16 protein-coding genes are annotated in these 19,775 nt (G+C 66.6%); 10 read left to right on the forward strand and 6 right to left on the reverse strand.

All coding sequences use genetic code 11. The features are described 5' to 3' along the window. Positions 1–131: 131 nt before the first annotated feature. The 10 genes from E5673_RS16860 (at position 132) to E5673_RS16905 (ending at position 14,051) form a co-directional block, all read left to right on the forward strand. Positions 132–935, forward strand: a complete 804-nt coding sequence (locus E5673_RS16860; RefSeq protein ID WP_136190898.1) for an IclR family transcriptional regulator — start codon at positions 132–134, stop codon at positions 933–935. 10 nt (positions 936–945) lie between these two features. Then, complete coding sequence (locus tag E5673_RS16865; protein WP_281727897.1) at positions 946–1,710, forward strand: SDR family NAD(P)-dependent oxidoreductase; 765 nt, start codon at positions 946–948, stop codon at positions 1,708–1,710. A gap of 14 nt (positions 1,711–1,724) precedes the next feature. Further along, the gene (locus E5673_RS16870) at positions 1,725–3,245 is read left to right on the forward strand and encodes a glycosyl hydrolase family 28-related protein (RefSeq protein ID WP_247599438.1); all 1,521 of its coding nucleotides are present in this window, start codon (positions 1,725–1,727) and stop codon (positions 3,243–3,245) included. 73 nt (positions 3,246–3,318) lie between these two features. After that, positions 3,319–3,633: an L-rhamnose mutarotase gene (locus tag E5673_RS16875; protein ID WP_136190900.1), complete on the forward strand. Its 315-nt coding sequence runs from the start codon at positions 3,319–3,321 to the stop codon at positions 3,631–3,633. Next, entirely contained in the window at positions 3,626–6,649 is a 3,024-nt protein-coding gene (locus E5673_RS16880; protein ID WP_136190901.1) for a beta-galactosidase, read from the forward strand. Before E5673_RS16875 ends, E5673_RS16880 begins: the two co-directional genes overlap by 8 nt. Next, positions 6,646–7,878 carry a glycosyl hydrolase 53 family protein gene (locus E5673_RS16885; protein ID WP_136190902.1) on the forward strand — a complete coding sequence of 411 codons (1,233 nt, stop codon included), beginning with the start codon at positions 6,646–6,648 and terminating at the stop codon, positions 7,876–7,878. Before E5673_RS16880 ends, E5673_RS16885 begins: the two co-directional genes overlap by 4 nt. Then, positions 7,879–8,991, forward strand: coding sequence for a glycoside hydrolase family 88 protein (locus E5673_RS16890; protein WP_136190903.1), 1,113 nt, complete (start codon positions 7,879–7,881; stop codon positions 8,989–8,991). Between the two features lie 74 nt (positions 8,992–9,065). Then, positions 9,066–11,552: a glycosyl hydrolase 115 family protein gene (locus E5673_RS16895; protein ID WP_247599439.1), complete on the forward strand. Its 2,487-nt coding sequence runs from the start codon at positions 9,066–9,068 to the stop codon at positions 11,550–11,552. Continuing rightward, positions 11,542–13,086, forward strand: a complete 1,545-nt coding sequence (locus E5673_RS16900; RefSeq protein ID WP_136190905.1) for an MFS transporter — start codon at positions 11,542–11,544, stop codon at positions 13,084–13,086. Before E5673_RS16895 ends, E5673_RS16900 begins: the two co-directional genes overlap by 11 nt. Continuing rightward, positions 13,083–14,051, forward strand: coding sequence for a glycoside hydrolase family 43 (locus tag E5673_RS16905; RefSeq protein ID WP_247599440.1), 969 nt, complete (start codon positions 13,083–13,085; stop codon positions 14,049–14,051). The genes E5673_RS16900 and E5673_RS16905 overlap by 4 nt, the downstream gene beginning before the upstream one ends. Here the strand turns inward: E5673_RS16905 and E5673_RS16910 are convergent. From E5673_RS16910 to E5673_RS16935, 6 genes are all read right to left on the reverse strand, one after another. Further along, positions 14,048–14,884: an alpha/beta hydrolase gene (locus tag E5673_RS16910; RefSeq protein WP_136190906.1), complete on the reverse strand. Its 837-nt coding sequence runs from the start codon at positions 14,882–14,884 to the stop codon at positions 14,048–14,050. The two genes, E5673_RS16905 and E5673_RS16910, sit on opposite strands and share 4 nt — an antisense overlap. Further along, entirely contained in the window at positions 14,884–15,966 is a 1,083-nt protein-coding gene (locus E5673_RS16915; RefSeq protein WP_136190907.1) for a glycoside hydrolase family 43 protein, read from the reverse strand. The genes E5673_RS16910 and E5673_RS16915 overlap by 1 nt, the downstream gene beginning before the upstream one ends. Beyond that, positions 15,963–17,030 (reverse strand): L-rhamnose/proton symporter RhaT, encoded by a 1,068-nt coding sequence (rhaT, locus tag E5673_RS16920; RefSeq protein WP_136190908.1) that lies wholly within the window; start codon positions 17,028–17,030, stop codon positions 15,963–15,965. Before rhaT ends, E5673_RS16915 begins: the two co-directional genes overlap by 4 nt. Continuing rightward, positions 17,027–17,929 (reverse strand): amidohydrolase family protein, encoded by a 903-nt coding sequence (locus E5673_RS16925; RefSeq protein WP_136190909.1) that lies wholly within the window; start codon positions 17,927–17,929, stop codon positions 17,027–17,029. Before E5673_RS16925 ends, rhaT begins: the two co-directional genes overlap by 4 nt. 219 nt (positions 17,930–18,148) lie before the next feature. Continuing rightward, the gene (locus tag E5673_RS16930; protein WP_136190910.1) at positions 18,149–18,898 is read right to left on the reverse strand and encodes an SDR family NAD(P)-dependent oxidoreductase; all 750 of its coding nucleotides are present in this window, start codon (positions 18,896–18,898) and stop codon (positions 18,149–18,151) included. Beyond that, entirely contained in the window at positions 18,895–19,752 is an 858-nt protein-coding gene (locus E5673_RS16935) for a fumarylacetoacetate hydrolase family protein (RefSeq protein ID WP_136190911.1), read from the reverse strand. The genes E5673_RS16930 and E5673_RS16935 overlap by 4 nt, the downstream gene beginning before the upstream one ends. Positions 19,753–19,775 lie beyond the last annotated feature (23 nt).

Consider the following 19,775-nt stretch of genomic DNA (forward strand, 5'->3'; position numbering starts at 1 on the left):
GCTCCCCCCTCGGCCGACCGCCGCAAGACGGTCGGCCATTTTGTCTCGGTTTTCCAGACGTGTAGCGTGACCGGAATCGACGCAAGATTCGCCGATTGCCAGCATGTAGGAGGCCGTCTTATGGAGTGGGCATGAACACTTCCACGACGAATATCGACAAGTCGGAGTCGGCCGGAAACGGCGTCGGTGCCGGCAGCCAGACCCTCATGCGCGGGCTCGACCTGATCGAGGCGGTCAGCCACGAGGTGCTGACGCTGAGCGAACTCGCGGTGAAGCTCGACCTGACCAAGAGCACGACGCACCGGTTGCTGAGTGCGCTGGTCGATCGCGGGTATCTCGCGTTCACGCCGCGCTCCGGATACCGGCTCGGGCCCAAGCTGTTGCTGCTCGGCACGCTTGCGCAGGCGCAGGCCGATCTGGTGCAGGTCGCGCGACCCTATCTGGAGGAACTCGCCGCCTCGACCGAGGACACCGTGCATCTCGGCGTGTTCGATGGCGACTTCGCGCTGTATCTCGACAAGGTGCCGGGGCGGCGCCGGATCACGATCTCGAGCCGGGTCGGCGATCGCCAGCCGCTGAGTTCGACCGGGCTCGGCAAGGCGCTGATGATCGATTCCTCGCCCAAATATTGGCAGGAGCGCTTCGACGCGGACCAGGCGGCGGGTGCGCCCAGGGCCGATGCGAAAGTGTGGCGCGAACGGATGCAAGGCTATGCGACGTGTGGCCGTGCGTTCGACCTCGAGGAGAACGAGGATCAGATTCGCTGCGTTGCCGCGCCAATCCGCGATGCCGCGGGCAAGATCGTCGGCGCGATCAGCGTGTCGAGCGCTGCACAGTATATGAGCGACGACCGCATGACGACGCTGACCGACGAAGTGCGCGGCACCGCGGGCGCGATCAGCCGCGAACTCGGGTTCGAGTCGCCAACCGACTAACTGGGAGAAAATAATGTTGCTCGAAGGCAAGACCGTGCTGGTGACCGGCGCATCGGCAGGAATCGGCCGCGCGGTGGCGATCGGTTGTGCGCGACACGGCGCCGATATCGCGCTGAATTTCGCGCGTGACGTGGCGGGTGCCGAGAGCGCCGTGGCCGAGATCGAGGCACTCGGTCGGAAAGCCGTGGCGATCCAGGGCGACGTCGCCGATCCGGATACCGCGCGCGACTTCATCGACAAGGCCGTAGCGGCGCTCGGGCGGGTCGACGTGTTCGTCAACAACGCCGGGATCTGCCCGTTCCACGCGTTCCTCGACATGCCGGTCGAGACGTTCGAGCGGACCATGCGCGTCAACCTCCACGGCGCCTATTACATGGTGCAGGCGGCGGCCAACCAGATGGTTAAGCAGGGCGATGGGGGCTCGATCATCGCGATGTCGTCGATCTCGGCGCTGGTCGGCGGCGAGTATCAGACGCATTACACCCCGACCAAGGCTGGCCTGCATTCGCTGATGCAGTCGGTCGCGATCGCGCTCGGCAAGCACGGGATCCGCTGCAACTCGCTGTTCCCGGGTACGATCCTGACCGACATCAACAAGGACGATCTCGCCGACGAGGCCAAGCGGTCGTACATGGAAAAACGCATCCCGCTGGGTCGGCTTGGCAAGCCCGACGATCTGGTTGGGCCTACCGTGTTCCTGGCGTCCGATCTCGCGCAATACGTCACCGGAGCCTCGCTGCTGGTCGACGGCGGCATGTACGTGAACCTGCAATAAGCGGCTCTGGGGCCTTGTCCCTGACGCGCCGCGACGTCGGGTTGGGGATCGGCGCGGCGCTGCTTCCCTTCCCTGCGCATGCCGCGATGGTGATCGACGTGCGCAAACTCGGTGCGCGCGGCGATGGGCGCGCGATTGACAGCACCGCGATCAATGCCGCTATTGCCGCCGCCGCCAAGGCCGGCGGGGGCACCGTGACCATCCCCGCGGGCCGCTATCTCTGCTTCTCGATCCGGCTAAAAAGCCATGTGACGATCCAGCTTGCCAGGGGCGCGGTAATCGAGGCGGCCGATCCGGCGCGCCATGCCGGGCACTACGACCTGCCCGAAGACCGCGGCGAGCAACTGTACCAGGACTTCGGCCACAGCCATTGGCGCAACAGCCTGTTCTGGGGCGAGGATGTTGAGAACGTCGCGATTGTCGGCCCCGGCCTGATCCACGGGCTCGGGCTGACACGCGACGGTCCCGGTGCGCGGTGGAAGGCGCAGACCGGCGAGCGGCCGCTGTCGATGCGCCAGATGACCGCGGCTGAGATCGCCCGGCTCGAACCCGATGCGCAACGCATGAACGGTCTCGGCAACAAGGCGATCGCGTTCCGGAACGGGCGCAATATCCGCCTGTCCGGTTTCTCGATGCTAAAATGCGGGCATTTCGCCATCCTCGCGACGGGCACGCGCGACCTGCACATTCACGACCTGACGATCGACACCGACCGCGACGGGATCGACCTCGATTGCGTCCAGCGCACCGTCGTCGAGCGGTGCCGCGTCAACACCCCCAACGACGACGCGATCGTCATCAAGAGCAGTTTTGCGCTCGGCCGCGCGGTTGCTTCGGAGGACGTTACCGTGCGGCATTGCGCCGTCTCGGGTTACGACCTCGGGACGATGCTCGATGGCACGCGGCGGACGACGCAACAACTCGCACCCGACCGCGACCGTGTGACGGGGCGAATCAAGCTCGGGACCGAGAGCAACGGGGGATACCGGCGCATCCTGATCGAGAATTGCAGCTTCGCCCACTGCCGCGGGCTCGCACTGGAGACCGTCGATGGCGGCGTCATGGAGGACGTCGTCGCGCGCCGCATCACGATGCGCGACGTGACGACTGCGCCGCTGTTCCTGCGGATCGGCGACCGACGCCGCGGTCCGGCCGAAACGCAGGTAGGTGCGATCCGGCGGGTGGCGCTAAGCGACATCGACGCGACGGGGATCGATCACCGCTTCGCCGCGGCGATCGCGGGGCTTCCCGGCCATCCTGTCGAGGACGTCACGCTATCCCGCATCCATCTGTCCTATCGTGGCGGCGGCACGCCCGAAGATGCCGCACGCAGGCCTGAAGACCTTGCGGGCGCCTATCCGGAGCCGGGCATGTTCGGTGTACTCCCCGCCTGGGGCTTGTGGGTCCGGCACGCGAAGGGCCTCGTGATCGACCGCCTCGATCTGGCCACTACCAGCCCCGATGCCCGGCCGCCCTTCGTGATCAAGGACGCCGCCGGACTTTCGATCACGCGGACCCAACTCTGGCGCGGTTAGCGTTTGACCTGAGCCCGGAACGCCTTTACCAAATCGTACATAGCAATACCACATAGTGGATTGGGAGGGTGCGATGTCGATCCATGCGTTCAGGATGCAGCTGAAGCCCGGCGTGGTCGATGAATACCGCAAGCGCCACGACGAAATCTGGCCCGAACTGTCCGCCTTGCTGACCGAAAGCGGCATCCACGATTATTCGATCTTCCTCGACGAGACGACGCTGTCGCTGTTCGCCGTTCTGCATCTCGCCGAACCGAACACGCGCGATGCCCTCCCCGATCACCCGGTGATGAAACGCTGGTGGGATCACATGGCGCCGCTGATGGAGGTTGAGGACGACAACCGGCCGAAGGAATGGTCGCTCCCGCTGATCTTCCATCATGATTGACCGCACCCGCCTGATCGCCTTGGCGCTCGCCACCGCGCTGACACCGGTCACCGCGACGGCGCAGGTCGCACGCCCGACACAGAACCTCGCCGCGCCAGTCAAGACATTCGGCCGCGTGTCGTACGACGCACGGTCGCTGATGATCGACGGCAAGCGTCAGGTAATCTGGTCGAGCGAATTCCACCCGTTCCGCCTGCCCAGCCCAGATCTGTGGCGTGATATTCTGCAGAAGATGAAGGCGAGCGGGTTCAACACCGTCGCGCTCTATTTCGACTGGGGATATCACAGCCCCAAACAGGGCGTGTACGACTTCACCGGCATCCGCGACGTCGAGCGCGTGCTGGCGATGGCGCAGGAGGAGGGGCTCTACGTCATCACCCGCGCCGGGCCGTACGTGAATGCCGAGCTGTCGCGCGGTGGGTTTCCGGGCTGGCTGGTCAACCAGAAGGCCCGCGCGAGGACCGACGATCCGGCGTATCTCGCCGCGGTCGACGAGTGGCTCACCCACGTCAACGCAATCATCGCGCGGCACCAGATCAACGGCGACGGCAAGGGCCATAGCGGCAGCGTCATCCTCCACCAGATCGAGAACGAACTGGCGCTGACCACGCCTGCACAACGCCGCTACATGGACCATCTCTATGCCAAGGCCCGCGCCGACGGCATCACCGTGCCGCTGTTCCACAACGATCAGGGCCGCAACGGATACTGGGTACCCGAGACCTCGACCGTCGCGAACGTCGTCAAGGGACCGGGCGATCTCTACGCGTTCGACGGTTATCCCGGCGGCACCTGCACCGTCGCGGGCAAGCCCACGCGCGGCGTGGCGGCACCCGACTGGGGGTTCTACGGTCCCGGCGGTGCAAAGGGCGGCGCATCCGCCTCGCCCGATACGCCGGCTTTCCTCGCGGAGTTCGGTGGCGGCTGGTTCGATTACTGGGGCTCGAACGGCGGCTACGAATGCAACGCCATCCAGCGCGGCAAGCGGTTCCAGCGCGTGTTCTACGGCACCAATCTCGCCAACGGCATCGACATCCAGAGCTTCTACATGGGCTATGGCGGCACCAGCTGGGGCTGGCTCCCCGCCCCGGTCGTGTTCACGAGCTACGACTACGGCTCCGCGATCTCCGAAGCACGCGAGCTTAGGAGCAAGGCGGAGGAGATGAAACAGCTCGGTGGGCTGATCGCCACGGTGCCCGATCTTGCGGGCATGGTCCCCGCCGCACCGGTAGAGGTGTCGTCGCCGAACGTGCAGGCGTATCATAACCGGAATCCGGAGAGCGATGCGCGCTTCCTGATGGTGACGCACAAGCCGTCCAACGGCCAGACCAGCGACCACTTCACGATCAACGCCGACCTGCCCGACGGGCGCTACACTTTCCCGCGAGGGGAGCCGATGCGGCTGAACGGGTTCGACGCGAAATGGCTGGTCGCAGGCGTGAATGTCGGCGGGCAACGGCTGGTCTATTCGACGTCGGAACTGCAGACCGCGCTGACGATCGATCGCGGCGACATGATGCTGCTGTACGGTCGCGCGGGTGAGACCGGCGAGACGGTGTTGCGCTATGCGTCCGCGCCGACCGTGAAACTGCTCGAAGGCACCGCCACCAGCGCGTTCGACGCAGCGAAGGGCGATCTCCGGCTCGATTATACGCATGCCGGGCGCGCGGTAGTGCGAATTGCCGGCGGCGGGCGCCCTGCCCTTACGCTGATCCTCGCCGACGAGGCCGAGGCGGTACGCTATTGGCGGGGCAGCGACGCGGTGCTCGTGCGTGGGCCCGCGTTGCTGCGCTCGACCAAGGCGACCGGCGGCACGCTGGCGCTGACCGGCGATACTGCCGACACGACTCCGCTCGAAATCTGGGCTCCTACCGCGCTTCGGTCCGTGCAATGGAACGGCACCGCGGTTGCTACGAAAGCGACGGTGATCGGCAGCCGAACCGCGACGGCGGCATTGCCCGGTCCCGCCCCGGTCGTACTCCCGGCGCTGACCAGTTGGCGGATGGCGCAGGGCTCCCCCGAAGCCACACCCGGCTTCGACGACACCAGCTGGCAGGCGATCGACGGACGCGGCAGCGCGACGATGACCGCCAAACCCGACGGCCAGCCGAACCTGACGATGGACTCCTACGGTTTCCACGACGGCGACGTCTGGTATCGCGGGCGCTTCACCGGCACGCCCGACGCCAAGCAGATCGCGCTGTTCTACGGCGCGGGCGGCTCCGGGATGGTACAGGTCTGGATCGATGGTCAGTTCGTTGGCCAGAATGAGCTGCCGAGCGGACTGCCGCGGCCGATCACGACCGGGCTCGCACGGTTCGACCTGCCCGCCTCTGCACAGTCGGGCGGCGAGCACGTCGTCAGCGTCATGGTGCGCAACAACGGGCATAATTGGGACCTCGATTCCGACGATTATCACAAGGAAGCGCGCGGGCTGGTTTCCGTATCGATCGAGGCGCCGGGCGGGCGCAGCTTCGGCGTACCGATCGCGTGGAAGATCCAGGGCAAGCTCGGCGGCGAGGACATTCCCGATCCGGCGCGCGGCCCCGCCAACAACGGCGGCCAATATGGCGAACGGTTCGGCTGGCACCTGCCCGGCTTCAACGACAAGGCCTGGGGCGCAGCGACGATCCCCGCCACCACGGCGGCGCCCGGCACGACCTGGTATCGGACGCGGTTCGATCTCGCGGTGCCGAAGGGCCAGGACACGACGATCGCCCTCGCATTCGGCGACACGACGACGCCGCGCTCGGTCGCCCGCTACCGTGCGCTGCTGTTCGTCAATGGCTGGAACATGGGGCAGTTCATCGCGCATGTCGGACCGCAGCGCGTGTTCCCGATCCCCGAGGGCATTCTTAACCACCACGGCGAGAACACCGTCGCGCTCGCGGTCACGTCCGACGGCGCGCCCGGCGATGCGATCGAGCAGGTCCGCCTGGTGACGATGCGCAACGTCAAGGGCGGCGTGCCGGTGCGGATGGTCGCGGCACCCGACCGGCTGGGCACCGCAAATTGATCACGCGCAGAACATTTGGCGCAGGCGCTGGGGCGGCCTGTCTCGCCAGCATCGCACCAGCCGCAAAGGTCGCAAGCGGCGCAAGCCCATGGCCCTATCTGATCGGCGCGGACGTCTCGTGGATCCCGGAGGACGAGTTCGCCGGCGCGACGTATTTCGAGAACGGCGTCACCAAGGACCCGCTCGCAATCCTGCGCAATGCGGGATTCAACGCGATCAAGCTGCGGCTTTTCGTCGATCCTGCGAAGGGGTATTCGAGTGGCAAGCCGGGCGGGCCGTGGTGCGACCTGCCGCGCACGATCGCGTTCGCCAAGCGGATCAAGGCTGCCGGTTTCCACCTGTCGCTGACGCTGCATTATTCGGACACCTGGGCCGATCCGCAGCATCAGGACAAGCCCGCCGCCTGGGCTGCGCTCACGTTCCCCCAACTGGTCGAGGCGGTCCACCGCCATACCGTCGACGCGCTGTCGGCGATGAAGCGCGCGGGCGCCGCCCCCGACCTCGTCGTGATCGGCAACGAGACGACCTTCGGCATGCTCTGGCCCGACGGACGCGTGCCGCTGACGATTTCGACCGGCAATCCGCAGACCGATGCGGTGCACATGAACGTCCCCGGCGCGGGCGGGTACGACCGGTTCGCGATGCTGTTGAAAGCCGGGATCGCCGGCGCGCGCGAAGCGACGCCCGAGGCGCGGGTGGCGGTGCACAATCATCTCGGGCGGCATTGGCCGATCGTCCGCTACTGGATGGACAATCTCCTTCAGCGCGGCGTCAAATTCGATGCCACCGGCTTCTCCTGCTACCAGCAACAGGCGCAGGGCGACTGGGCGCGAACCTTTACCGAGTTCGCCAAAGCCTATCCCGATCACGGCTTTCTCGCGCTCGAATATTCGTCGCGCAAACGCTACGTGAACGACCTTGTCCACGCGCAGCCGCACGGCTGGGGCAGCTTCATCTGGGAGCCGACGCGGCACCAGGAAGCCATCTTCACGCACAACGGCACGCCCGCCGGCGAAGGCCCCAAGCCCGACCTCCTCTCGCAGGGAATCAACGCCGCCGAAGCGCCCGGCGCCGTGACAGCGCCGACCGTGCCGACACCGCCGAACGGCAGGACGCCGTCGACCGGTCATGGCGGCCGCTACGACGCGGACCCCAAATTTCTCACCCTCTATCGGACGATGGCGCGCGACTACGGGCTCAGCCCTGCGCGTCCCAACAGGAGACTATAAGTGGCTGCCCTCACCCATAACGTACCGCGCGCGGACGTGACCGCTGCGATCGCCAAGCTGATGGACAACCTCGTCAACATCAAGGACGAGACCGGCGAGTTCCTGCTGCGCCTCGAAGACGGCCGGGTCATCGACACCAAGGGCTGGGCCGGCTGGGAATGGACCCACGGCGTCGGCCTGTTCGGGATGTGGCGCTATTACGAGCAGACCGGCGACGCAGGCGCGTTGGCGATCATCAAGCAGTGGTTCGAGGATCGCTTCGCCGAGGGCACGCCGACCAAGAACATCAACACCGTCGCGCCGTTCATCACGCTCGCCTATCTCTACGAGCGCGAGCCGGATCCGCGCTACATCCCCTATCTCGACACCTGGGCCGAATGGCTGATGGCGCCGGACGGGCTGCCCAAAACCGAGGAGGGCGGGTTCCAGCACATCGTCTACAATGACGAGAATCCGGGCGAGATGTGGGACGACACGCTAATGATGTCGGTCTTGCCGCTCGCCAAGATCGGCCTGCTGCTGAACCGTCCGCACTATGTCGAGGAGGCCAAGCGGCAGTTCCTCGTCCATATCAAATACCTGTTCGACAAGAAGACCGGGCTCTGGTTCCACGGCTGGGACTTCAACGGGCGGCACAATTTCGCGGAGGCGCTGTGGGCCCGCGGCAATTGCTGGGTGACGATCGCGATCCCGGAGATCATCGAGATCCTCGACCTGCCGGTGGGCGACGCGTTCCGCACCTTCCTGATCGATACGCTCGCAGCGCAGGTGAAGACGCTCGCCGAGACGCAGGACGAGAGCGGCCTGTGGCACACGCTGGTGATGGACCCGACCAGCTACCTCGAGGCATCGGCGACCGCGGGCTTCGCGTACGGCATCCTGAAGGGCGTCCGGAAAGGCTATCTGCCGCGCCACTACGAAGCGGTCGGGATCAAGGCCGTGCAGGGCGTGCTCGCCAATATCGACGAGGCCGGCGAACTGAAGCAGGTCAGCTTCGGCACCGCGATGGGCGACACGCAGCAATTCTACAAGGACATCGCGCTCACCTCGATGCCTTACGGCCAGAGCCTCGCGATGGTCGCGCTCGCCGAGTTCCTGCGGACCTATATCTGACCCTGCGGCGTGCCTTGCTTGCGGCCGCGCTATGGCTCGGGGCGCCAGCCTCGGCCGAGCCGGTCGCACGTCTCGTGTCGTTCGAGCCCGGGGCAGGTCTCGCACTGGCGAACGCGCAAGGCATCGCGCGCGTAGTGACGGCGCCGGGCGACCACGAGGTCGTCCGGAACGCCGCCGCCGACCTGACGAGCGACCTCCGGCGCGTGACCGGTGCCACGACCGTCAACGGTACGCAGATCTGGCTCGGCACGCTCGGTCGTAATCCTGCGATCGACCGGCTGGTCCGGCGCGGCAAGATCGACGTGTCCAGACTGCGCGACGCGTGGGAAAGCTTCGTGATCGCCACCGTCGCCAACCCCGCACCCGGTATCCCCGCAGCGCTGGTGATCGTCGGCAGCGATCGTCGCGGAACGGCGTTCGGCGCGTACGAGCTTTCGCGCGCGATCGGCGTGTCGCCGTGGCATTGGTGGGCCGACGTCACGCCCGAGCATCACGCCGCGATTTATGCGGCGACCGGTCTCCACCGCTACGGGCCGCCGTCGGTCCGGTATCGCGGGATTTTCCTCAACGACGAGGACTGGGGGCTGCAACCCTGGACTGCCGGCACGTTCGAGCCAGAAGTCGGCACGATCGGGCCGAAGACCTATGCCAAACTGTTCGAACTCATGCTGCGGCTGAAGGCGAACATGGTCTGGCCGGCGATGCACAAGGTCACCGCGGCGTTCAACGCGAACCCCGAGAATGCGCGGCTCGCCGACCGCTATGCGATCGTCATGGGATCGAGCCATGCCGAGCCCATGCTGCGCAACAACGTCGGCGAATGGACGGCACCGGCGACGGACTTCAACTACCTCACCAACCCTGCCGGAGTCGCGGACTATTGGCGCACGCGCGTCAGGACGAACGGCCAGTACGAGAGCGTCTGGACGCTCGGGATGCGCGGCATCCACGACAGCGGGATCGTCGGCCCGACCACCGACGATGCGCGCCGATCGTTGCTCGAACGCATATTCACCGATCAGCGCGCGATGCTGGCGCGCGGCGTGAACCGGGATCTGACGCGCGTGCCGCAGGTCTTCACGCCGTACAAGGAAGTGCTCGACGTCTATCGCGGCGGGCTGAAGGTACCCGACGACGTCACGCTGATGTGGCCCGACGATAATTTCGGCTATATCCGTCACGTCCCCGACGCCGCCGAGCGCACGCGGTCGGGCGGATCGGGCATCTATTATCACTTGTCCTATCTCGGCGCGCCGCTGTCGTATCTCTGGCTGTCGACCACCCCGCCCGCGCTGATCCGCGAGGAACTTGGGCGGGCTTGGGATGCGGGTGCGCGGCGGATGTGGGTCGCCAATGTCGGCGACCTCAAGCCCGCGGAACTCGCGACCGACTATTTCCTGCAACTGGCTTGGGACGTACCGGGCACGCGCGGCAAACCGATCAATACGGTCGTCACGGACTGGGCGGCCGGCACGGTCGGCGCCGATGTCGCGCCGGAGATCGCCGCGATCATGGCCGAGCATCACCGGCTGAACTTCCAGCGCCGACCCGAGCATCTGCAATGGTGGCTGCCCGGAGAACTGTCGAAGCCGAGTCCGCTTGCCCCTCCCGAGATCGCTACCCGCCTCGCCGCCTTCGACACGCTGCGCATGCGCGTCCAGTCGATCGCGCCGCGCGTTGCGCCCGACCGTCGCGACGCGTTCTTCGAGCTGGTCGACTATCCGGTGACTGCGGCGGCGCTTGCCAATACGCGCGTGTTCGATGCCGAGGCGCATGATCGCCTGCGCGATACCGATCCGGTTAGTGCGGCAGTGGCTGGCGAACGATCGCGTGCAGCGGACGCTGAAATCACCGCGCTGACGAGCCGCTACAATAGCGAGATCGCGGGCGGGAAGTGGCGGGGGCTGATGGCGGTCGAACCCGCCGACGGGCAGTGGCGTCGCTATCGCTTGTCGCCACCGATCCTGCCCGCCCCAGCTATAGCTGCCCGGCGGAGGCCGGGGCCCAATTGGAATGCCCCTGATGAGATCTCGCCGTCCTCCGTTACCTCGGCCGTTCCAACTGGGCCCCGGCCTTCGCCGGGGAACCGGGAGGTTTTATCCTCTTCGACGATCGTGGTTGAGGCGGAGACTTCGGGGAGCCTGCGCAATGGCTGGCGCGTGGTCGACGGCCTCGGCCGCAACGGTGCTGCGGTAGCCGCGGCGGCGCTGGCAACGCTGTCGTACACCGTCACGCTCCCGCCGGGTCGCTGGCAACTCGCAGCGGAAATCTTGCCGACCTATCCTACGACCGAAGGCGCCGACCTCGCGGTAACGGTCGCGATCGACGGCGGGCCGCCCGTGCGCGTCGGTGTTCCGCGCAAGACCGGCGACCGGGCATGGGCGCTCGCGGTGCTCGACAACCGTCTCGACCTTGCGCTGCCGACACCGCTCGCCGCCGGACGACACAATGTGACGATCGGGATCGACGACCCCGCGATCCTCTTCGACGCGCTCCGCTTCGATCCGCTTCCCCCATCTCCAGCCAACGCCGGTACCCAAGGACTTTCGCATGGCCACTGATCCGATCGCCGCCCGTCCGGCCCTGCCGCTTGCGCCTGCCCGTCCGGTACGCTGGTACAATTTGCTCGCCTATGGTTCGAACGACGTGCTCGGCGCGGGGTCGATGGCGGTTATCAGCACGTGGATCCTGATCTTTTACACCAGCTTCTGCGGACTGTCCGCGGCACAGGCGACGATCATCTTCGGCGTCGCGCGCGTGCTCGATGCGTTCACCAGCCCGACGATCGGCCACCTGTCGGACAATCTCGGGCGAAGCTGGCTGGGGCGCAAGTTCGGACGGCGGCGGTTCTTCATTCTCGCCGCGATCCCGCTGCTGCCGTCGTTCGCGATCATGTGGGTCGCGGGCCAGGGCTTCTGGTATTACCTCGTGACGTACGTGCTGTTCGAGATGGTCTACGCGATGGAGATCATCCCGTACGAGACGCTCGCGTCGGAAATGGCGACCGATTACCGCACCAAGGCGAAGTTCGCGGGCGCGCGTATCCTGTGCGGCCAGTGCTCGGCGATCGCGGCGGCGTTCCTGCCGGGCTGGCTGATCGCGTATCTCGGCCCGGACTCGCCCGACACGTATCTGTATATGGGCATGATCTTCTCGGTGCTGTTCATGGGCGCCGCGGGATTACTGTACGCGTTCAGCTGGGAACGGCAGCGGCCCGAGGGGCTCGACGAGGTCCAGGCGGTCGAGAAGGCGTCGCTCGGCGCGGCGTTCAAGGCGCTCTACCGCAACCTGTTCTCGACGCTGAGGATCCGGGCATTCCGTCTGCATCTCGGCATGTATCTGGGCGGCTATATCAGCCAGGACATCTACAACGCCGCGTTCACCTATTTCGTGATCTTCGCGCTCGCCGGATCGACCGCGATCGTCGCGAACCTGGTCGGCGTTACGTACATCGTCCAGCTCGCTGCAGTGGTGCTGGCGATCAATTTCGCGTTGCGGCTGTCGCCCGCCGCCGCCTACCGGTTCGCGGCGTTGAGCTTCGCGATCGGCGTGGTGATCTTCCTCGCGATGTACGCGGCGGGCTATACAGCGACGTCGGCGCTGTTCTGGCTGCCGGTGGTGTTCGCCGGGTTGGGGCGCGGCGCGCTGAACTACATCCCCTGGGCGACCTACAACTACATGGCCGACGTCGACGAGATCGTCACCGGTCGCCGTCGCGAGGGCGCGTTCGCCGGCGTGATGACGTTCGTGCGCAAGATGAGCCAGGCGCTGGCGGTGATCCTCGTCGGGCAGGTGATGCAGGCGTCGGGCTTCGTCTCGAAGGCGACCGCGCAGAGCCCGCAGGCGATCTACGCGATCGTCGCGGTGCTGGGCGCCGGGACGATCGCGATGCTCATCTTCGGCGTGCTCGTGTCGACGCGCTTCCGGCTTACGCCCGGCACGCACGCGATCCTGCTGGAGGAGATCGAGCATCTGCGGCGCGGCGAGCGGACTCCGTCGACGCCGGACAACGCGCGCGTGGTCGAGGATCTGTCGGGCTGGTCCTACGACAAGCTGTGGGGCAACAATCCCGTCGCGGCGGCGGGCACGCGGTGATCCTGATCGCCGCTGCGTTGCTCGCAGGCGCAGGCTCGCCAGTCGCGCCGAAGCCGCTATTTCGTGATCCGGTGCACGACGGCGCCGCCGATCCCTCGACCGTCTACAATCCCGCCCGCCGCGAATGGGTGATGTTCTACACCAACCGCCGTGCCGACCTGCCGATGGCCGACGCGAAGGACGTGCGCTGGGTGCACGGTACTGCGATCGGCACCGCGCGATCGCGTGACGGCGTGCACTGGCGCTACGGGGGCACCGCGGCGATCCCCGCATCCTGCACCGGCGCGACGTTGTGGGCGCCCGAAGTCCAGTATCTCGCGGGCCGGTGGCACATGTGGCTGACCGTCGTGCCGGGCGTCTTCCGCGACTGGAACGCCTCGCGGTTCATCGTCCACCTGACCTCTCGCGACCTGAAGCGCTGGACCTGCGGCGAGCGGCTGTCGCTCGGCTCCGACCGGGTGATAGATGCGAGCGTCGCGGCGCTGCCCGGTGGCGGCTATCGACTCTGGTATAACGACGAGCGACTGAACAAGGCGATCCGCTACGCCGACAGCGACGATCTGGTGCACTGGCGCGTGAAGGGCACGATCGTCGATACGCCGGGCGAGGGACCGAAGGCGTTCCGCTGGAAGGGACGCTGGTGGCTGATCTCCGACGCGTGGAAGGGATTGCTGGCGATGCGCTCGACGGACGGCGAGCACTGGACGCGACAACCGGACTATCTGCTCGCGACGCCCGGCCGCGCCGAGACCGATCGTGCCAAGGGGCAGCATCCCGACGTCATCGTCGCCGGAGACCGCGCGTATATCATCTATTTCGTCCAGCAATCCGGCGAACCACAGTCCACGCGCGATCCCGAATGGCATCGCCGCAGCGTGCTGCAGATCGCCGAACTGAATGAGGCAGGCGGTATCCTCACCGTGGACCGCGACGCGCCGACCGAGATTCGGCTCGCGCGCCGCTAGTCGAGAAAGCCGACCTGCCGCAGCCACGCCTCGCACAGCGTCGGCCAGATCGAGACCGGCAGCCCCTGCGTATCGAGCGCGAAACCATGCGGCGCATTGGCAAAGACGTGGAGTTCCGCCGCACCGCCGGCGTCCTGCCACGCCGTGTGGAGCCGGCGGGCATTCTCGACCGGAACGACGGGGTCGTTGCCAGCATAGACGATGAACGCAGGCGGCGGCGACGGCAGCAGTTGCGCATCGGGTTGCAGCCGATCGTACATCGCCTGTTTCTCGGCCGGCGGCAGAGGCGGCTTGTCGACGATGATCGTCCGTCCCGCCGCGTTGGTGGAGATCGGGGCATAGCCCATGACCATCAAGTCGGGCCGCGTCGACTCGTCGGAATGACGCGATGCCGGCGCCGTCCACCCGTCCGGATACGCCGCGGCAAGGCATGCAGTCAGATGACCGCCAGACGACAGTCCGACTGTGCCGAGCCCCGCCGGTGCGAGACCGCTTCCACGGATCAACCGCATAGACTCGCGCGCGTCGTCGAGCGGTGCGGCAATACCGTTGGCAGCATTGGGGAAGCGGTGGATCAGGACGAACGCGTGATAGCCGAGCCCCGTCAGCCAAGCGGCGACCTGCACCCCCTCCCTGCCCGCCATCAACTGCGTATAGCCACCGCCGCCAAGCACGAGCATCGCCCGGCCATTGGGGTTGGCGGCACGAAACCCGAGCAGCACCGGCTGATCGACCGCCGTGACGACCGCAACCTCGGCCGCGACCGAGGGATCCTCGAACGTCACCGCCGGCTCGTCCGCCCAAAGCGGCCATACATCATCTGCACCCAGCATCACGAACACCCCGGTTTAGCGTTGTCGAACGACGAGTGCCCCGGCGTGCAGGGATGCGTCGGATACGCCTCCCCGTCGAGTTCGGTAGCCTCGCGTACCACCGCCAGCCGGTCGCCCTCGTCGCGCATCTCGTACAGCTTGCCGAGCGCGAAGTTGAACGGGCGGTGGAGGATCATCATCAGCCGCCCGTCGAACGCGCGGAACAGCATGCCGTGGCCACTGTCGCGTTCGACAAGTGGGCCAAGTTGCTCCCACGGTCCTTCGATGCCGCCCGATCGCGAGCGCGCCTGCCCCTCGACATAGCCCTTCTTGCCATAGCTCGACCACAGCATCAGCAGTGCACCGGTCTTGCTGCGGTATAGTTCGGGTCCGTCGGTGACGTAGACCGTGTCGCCATCGGGCTGGTTCTGGCCGACCACCCATGCCGCGTCATTGGCACTGAACAGGCGCCTCGCCGTGCCCGCCGCAGACAGGTCGTCGTTCAGCGGCACGGCTTCCATCGTGCCGATCGTCGTCTGCCACCATTCGTGCGCGTAGACGAGCCACGGCTTGCCCTTCGGGTCGACGTACAGCGTGCCGTCGAGCGACATCTCGTCCTTCGACACGATCGGCTCGCCGCCTCGGATCAATGCATAGGGCCCGTCGATCTTGTCCGCGACCGCGAGGACGGTGCCGCGGCGATAGGTCGCGCGCTTGCCGTTGGGCGTCAGCGGCGAGGCCGGATCGTGGAACGTCGCGAAGAGATACCAGCGGTTCTTCCAGCGGTGTACTTCCGGCGCCCAGCTTCCCGCCTTCGCCCAGACGTCGCCGGGCAACACGAACACCAGCTTGGGCTTGGTCCAGTGCTTCAGGTCACGGCTCGCATACATCATCGTGCCCAGCCGCGAGTCGCCGGTCATCGCGACCTCGTTGCGGGTGAAGAGGTAGTAGGTGCGGCTGGCCTTGTCGGCGACGACCCACGGATCGTGGAGGTGCATCGCGGTCATCACCAGCGGGGCGTCGGGCTCGCGCGGCGGGGTTGCGGGTGCAGCCCCCGCGAGTGCCAGCAGGCTGGCGGCGATCAGGTGCGCGATCCGGGTCATGCGACGGTCTCCACCGCTATGCTGTTGCCATAGCCGATCACCACGGTCGCGATCAGCAGCAGCGCGACGCCCGCCCAGACCACAGCCTTGATCCGCGCGCCAGCGTCCTTCCACTCGCGGAACGCAAAGCCCCACAGCGTGCCGAAGATGATGATGCTCGCCATGTGCAGCGTCCAGCTCGAGAAGCCGAGGCGTCCCATCTGGCTCTCCCCCATCGTGTAGAAGAAGAATTGAAAATACCACGTCACCCCCGCGAGTGCGCTCAGTGCGTAGTTGCGCAGAAGCGGCGGGCGGGCGTCGTCGGTCGTGCGTCCGAGCCATTGCTTTGCGCTGCGGTTCCTGACGATCAACCACGCGCACCAGGCGCCGTTGGTGACGAGCCCGCCAGCCATGATCAGGCACAACACGGGAAGCCCGGTCCAGAGCGGCCCGGTCCCCGCGGTCGCCGACAGCGCCTTGATCGGTTCGCCTGCGGCCAGCCCGAAGGCGAAGCACGCGGACATGATTCCGGCGCCGATCGCGACGACGATGCCCTTGCGGAAATCGAACTCGGCGACGACCGCCAGCTTCTGCTCCGGGGTCAGCAGCGCATCCTTCATCGCGCCCGCGATCGCGACGACGACGATGCCGGCGAGCGTCAGGCCGATACCAGCGAGGACGATGTTGCCGGAGGTTGTCGCGATCAGCTTCTCGTGGAACTCGCCCGTGAACGCCGGCGGGATCAGCGTGCCGAACACCGTGCACAATCCGAGTACGACGGCCATGCCAAGCGACAGCCCGAGATACCGCATGACGAGCCCGTATCCGAGCCCACCGAACCCCCACAACACGCCGAACACCATCGGCCACCAGAACGCGGTCGACGGCGCGCGCCCGAGCACGCCGAGCAGGTCGTGCGTCTGGAGGCTGGCGAAGAACCACGGCGCGACCAGCCACGATACGACGCCGCCCGTCAGCCAGTAGATCTCCCACGACCAGCGCTTCACCCCGCGATAGGGGACGTAGAAGCTGGCCGACGCGAGCCCGCCGAGCCAGTGATACAGCACCCCGAGCAGCGGGTTCACAGGTCGAGACCCAGCCGGTAGATCCGGTTCGCATTGCCGCCGAACAGCGCGCGGCGTTCGTCTTCGGCGAAGTCGGCAACCAGCGCGTGATAGGTTTCGAGGTAGCGATCGATCGGCGCGAACAGCGTGTCGGTCGGCGCGTCGCTGGCGAACAGGCAGCGATCGGTGCCGAACAGGTCGATCGCTTCGAGCAGGAAGGGCCGCACGCTTTCTGGCGTCCAGGCGCGCGCGATGAAGCCGAGCCCCGACAGCTTGATCGCGACATGCGGCAGCGCCGCGAGCGCGCGCAGGCCGTCGCGCCATTCCGCGATGCCATCGGGATCGGTGAGCACCGGCATGCCGAGATGGTTGATGATGACCGGAACGTCGGGATGACGCGCGATCATTCGCGCAAGGCCGGGCATCTGCGCAGGATAGCATTGCAGGTCGAACGAGAGCGCGTGCGTACGCAGCAGCGCGTAGCCAGCCTGCCAATGGGCATCCTGCGTGAGGTCGCGCGCCGTGTAGCTGCGAGCCGGATCGGCGTGCCAGTTGACGATCTGGCGAATGCCCCGAACATGGGGGAACGCCGCCTGCGCGGCGAGGTGCATATCGACGTCGGCATCGTCCAGCGGTGCGTAGGCGACGATCGCGTTGGGCAAGCCGTGCTCGGCGGCGATCCCCTCCAGCCAGCGCGTCTCGTCGAGCGCCTGCACCGAATCCGCACCCGCATCGACATGCACCGCGCCGACGACATTCCACCGCGCGAGCGCCGCGCGGTACTCGGCGATCCCGAAGTCGCGCGCGATCGGCTCGACGCTGCCATTGGGGCCATCATCGGCGAACGGCGGCGACAACCACGGATAGCGGATATGGCTCAGGTCCCACAGGTGGATATGCGCGTCGACGAACGGGATCATTGCCTTCTCTCCTGGGTTTGTTGAACCGTACCGCCTCGTGCCGGGCGGCGTTGGCTGAGCGATTTGGGATGACAGTCGAAACGATCCTCCCCCGCCAGGGGGAGGTGGTGCCAAAGGCGGCGGAGGGGGAGGATACGGAACAGAGGTTACCCTTACCTCCCCCTCCGTCTGGCAACGGCCAGCCACCTCCCCCTGGCGGGGGAGGATACAAGAGTCCCCCTAGAACGTCGTCCTTCCGCCCGACGTGTCGAAGGTCGACGCCGTCGTGAAGCTGCATTCCTCGGACGCCATGAAGCATACCATCGCGGTCGATTCCGGGATCTCGCCGAGCCGCCCCATCGGGATCTTCGAGCGCATATACTCGACCTGGCTCGCCGGAAGCTGCTCCAGGATCGGGCTCTCGAACGTCGCCGGGGTCAGCGCGTTGGCGATGATGCCCTTACCCGCGAGTTCCTTGCCGAGGCTCTTGGTCAGGCCGATCACCGCCGCCTTGGTCGCCGAATAGGCGGACGCGTTGGGATTGCCCTCCTTGCCCGCCACCGACGACACGTTGACGATGCGGCCATAACCGTTCGCCAACATCAGCGGCACAACCGTCCGGCAGCAATAGAACAACCCGTTCAAATTGATGTCGACGACGCGCTTCCAGCTGTCGAGCGGGTAGTCTTGGACCGGCGCGGTCGCCCCCGTGATTCCGGCCGAACAGATCAGGATGTCGACCTTGCCGAGCACGGCCGCGCTCTCGTCCGCCGCCGCGACGACCGCGTCGACGTCGGACACGTCGAGCGCAACGACATGCGCCGCACCAACCTCGTCCTTCGCCACCGCGAGCTTGGCGGCATCGAGATCCCACAGCACGACGCTGCCGCCCTCCGCGACGATCCGCTTGGCGACATCCTTGCCGAGCCCCGACGCGCCGCCGGTGACGATCGCGCAGCGACCGGCAAACCGCCCCCCATAGATCGTCATGCGATCGAACCTTCACCCAGATGGCGCCATTCGACGACCGACTGGCGCTGCGTGCCGAGCCCGGCAATGCCGAGTTCCATCACGTCGCCGGCCTTCAGGAAGATCGACTCGGGCTTCTTGCCCTCCCCAACGCCTGGCGGCGTGCCGGTGATCAGCAGGTCACCGGGGTACAGCGTGATATATTCGCTGACGTAGGAAATGAGCTGCTTCAGGTCGAAGATCATCGTCTTCGTGTTGCCGGTCTGCATCCGCGCGCCGTTGACGTCGAGGTGCATGTCGAGGTCCTGCGCGTCGCCGATCTCGTCGGGCGTTACCAGCCACGGGCCGACCGGGCAGAAGGTGTCGTGCCCCTTGCCCTTGCTCCACTGCGACCCGCGCTGCTTCTGGTTGAAACGCTCCGACACGTCGTTGGCGAGGACATAGCCGGCGACCTTGTCGAGCGCCTCGTCTTCCGAGACGTAGCGGCAGGTCTTGCCAATGATTACGCCGAGCTCGACCTCCCAGTCGCCATGCGTCGAACCGCGCGGCAGGACGACGTCGTCGTTCGGACCGCTGAGGCTGGACAGCGGCTTCATGAACATCATCGGTTCGGTCGGGATCGGCAGGCCGGATTCGATCGCGTGATCGCGGTAGTTGAGGCCGATCGCGACGATCTTGCCGATGCCCTTGATCGGCACGCCGTAGCGCGGTGTACCGTCGACGACCGGCAGCGACGCGGGATCGGCCGTAAGCGCCTGCGCCAGCGTTGCGACGCTGAGATCGTCGATCACGCCCGACAGGTCGCGGATCGCACCATCGGTATCGACGATGCCGGGCTTTTCCTGGCCGGCTTGGCCGTAGCGGCAGAGTTTCATGAGGGGACTTTCGGAAAAGAGAA

This window comes from Sphingomonas sp. PAMC26645 (assembly GCF_004795835.1).
In the GTDB taxonomy this organism is placed as follows: domain Bacteria; phylum Pseudomonadota; class Alphaproteobacteria; order Sphingomonadales; family Sphingomonadaceae; genus Sphingomonas.

Bases quoted from the DNA above. Each gene is read 5' to 3' on its own strand.
- E5673_RS16875 (WP_136190900.1), top strand. From the start codon at position 3,319: ATGTCGATCCATGCGTTCAGGATGCAGCTGAAGCCCGGCGTGGTCGAT.
- E5673_RS16880 (WP_136190901.1), top strand. From the start codon at position 3,626: ATGATTGACCGCACCCGCCTGATCGCCTTGGCGCTCGCCACCGCGCTG.
- E5673_RS16935 (WP_136190911.1), bottom strand. From the start codon at position 19,752: ATGAAACTCTGCCGCTACGGCCAAGCCGGCCAGGAAAAGCCCGGCATC.
- E5673_RS16930 (WP_136190910.1), bottom strand. From the start codon at position 18,898: ATGACGATCTATGGGGGGCGGTTTGCCGGTCGCTGCGCGATCGTCACC.
- E5673_RS16915 (WP_136190907.1), bottom strand. From the start codon at position 15,966: ATGACCCGGATCGCGCACCTGATCGCCGCCAGCCTGCTGGCACTCGCG.
- E5673_RS16860 (WP_136190898.1), top strand. From the start codon at position 132: ATGAACACTTCCACGACGAATATCGACAAGTCGGAGTCGGCCGGAAAC.
- E5673_RS16910 (WP_136190906.1), bottom strand. From the start codon at position 14,884: ATGCTGGGTGCAGATGATGTATGGCCGCTTTGGGCGGACGAGCCGGCG.
- E5673_RS16925 (WP_136190909.1), bottom strand. From the start codon at position 17,929: ATGATCCCGTTCGTCGACGCGCATATCCACCTGTGGGACCTGAGCCAT.
- E5673_RS16900 (WP_136190905.1), top strand. From the start codon at position 11,542: ATGGCCACTGATCCGATCGCCGCCCGTCCGGCCCTGCCGCTTGCGCCT.